1 protein-coding gene is annotated in these 1,492 nt (G+C 60.6%); it reads left to right on the forward strand.

From position 1 onward, the window contains the following. Positions 1-99: 99 nt before the first annotated feature. Positions 100-1,206, forward strand: coding sequence for an IS110 family RNA-guided transposase (locus AC07UK_RS38725; RefSeq protein WP_494688350.1), 1,107 nt, complete (start codon positions 100-102; stop codon positions 1,204-1,206). Positions 1,207-1,492: the final 286 nt, after the last annotated feature.

Raw genomic sequence — 1,492 nt, forward strand, 5'->3', positions numbered from 1 at the left:
CTAGACAGAATGTATTGACCTGCCGCACCTCAAGCGACGTGGATTAGGCTTGAGGTGGGTTAAACCAGAGGCCCAGAGCCACAATTGAGGGGGCAGGTCATGGACAAGTTTAGCAAGTACGTGGGCTTGGATGTGCACCAGGAAACGATCGCCGTTGCGGTGGCGCAGGCAGGCGGCGAAGTCCGGTACGTGGGGGAGATCGTGAATACCCCGGAGGCCGTCAGGAAGCTGGTCACACAGCTCAAGCGAGACGGGGCTTGGCTGTCGTTTTGCTACGAAGCCGGACCAGGTGGCTATGTGCTGTATCGGCAACTGCATGACCTAAAGCAGGACTGTCAGGTGGTGGCTCCCTCGCTGATTCCGAGAAAGCCTGGCGAACGTGTCAAGACCGACCGTCGCGACAGCCTGAGCCTGGCCCGCCTGCATCGGGCCGGCGAGCTGACAGCGGTCTGGATACCCGGCGAAGCGCAAGAGGCATTGCGCGACCTCACCCGTGCGCGCGAGGACATGAAGCATCTGCAACGGCAGGCCAAGCAAAGATTGTTGTCGTTCCTGTCGCGGCATGGCCATCGCTATACCGGCAAGTGTCGCTGGACCCAGGCGCATTGGCGTTGGCTCGAAGCGGTGAAGTTTGCGCAACCGGTGCAGCAGATCGTGTTGCAGGAATACATGGATACGGTCAAGGCTTGCAGCCAACGTGTAGCGAGCCTGGAGCAGGAAATCGAACGCGCGGTGCAAGGCTGCCCGGTGTGGCCGGTGATCGAGGCATTGATGGCCTTGCGGGGTGTCAGCCTGATTGCTGCGGTAACCGTAGTCGCCGAGCTTGGCGATCTGCGACGCTTCTCCGATGCGCCACAACTGATGGCGTATCTGGGCCTGGTGCCAAGCGAGCATTCCAGCGGCAAACGAGAGCGACGAGGCGGCATCACCAAGGCCGGCAACAGCCATGTGCGACGGGTGTTGGTCGAAGCGGCCTGGACTTATCGTCATCCGGCGCGTAAGACGGCCATTCTCCAACGGCGCGCAGAGCGCACCACCGCACAGGTCCAGGAGATTGCATGGAGTGCGCAGAAACGCTTGTGCCAGCGCTTCCGTCATCTGACTGCCCGCGGGAAATTACCGGTGCAGGTCTGCACGGCGATTGCGCGCGAACTAACGGGATTTATTTGGGCGATCGGCCAGCAGGCAGAGATCGGCGGGGCCTGAGCGAACCGATACAGCGGCCAGTGTGTTTGGGCCAGGTCCGGCAGCGGTGGAGAACCCTCGCGGACACTAGGAGGCAACTGGAAACAGCACAACCCTCGACGCTAGACCGAGGCAGCTCCTCGACGAATCGTTTGTCATGCGGTAGCCAACCCGCGCATATCAGAATGATCAACCGTCGAAGAACCGCCGGGCCTGGCCTAAACACACTGGCGGGATTTAACCGATCATGAACAGGAAGCTGAGCACTTGACACGGTCAATACATATCAGTGTCCTGTTCCGCAGAT

This window comes from Cupriavidus sp. GW821-FHT07C08 (assembly GCF_059419025.1).

Excerpts from the sequence above, each read along its gene's own strand:
- AC07UK_RS38725 (WP_494688350.1), top strand. The coding sequence starts at position 100 with ATGGACAAGTTTAGCAAGTACGTGGGCTTGGATGTGCACCAGGAAACG.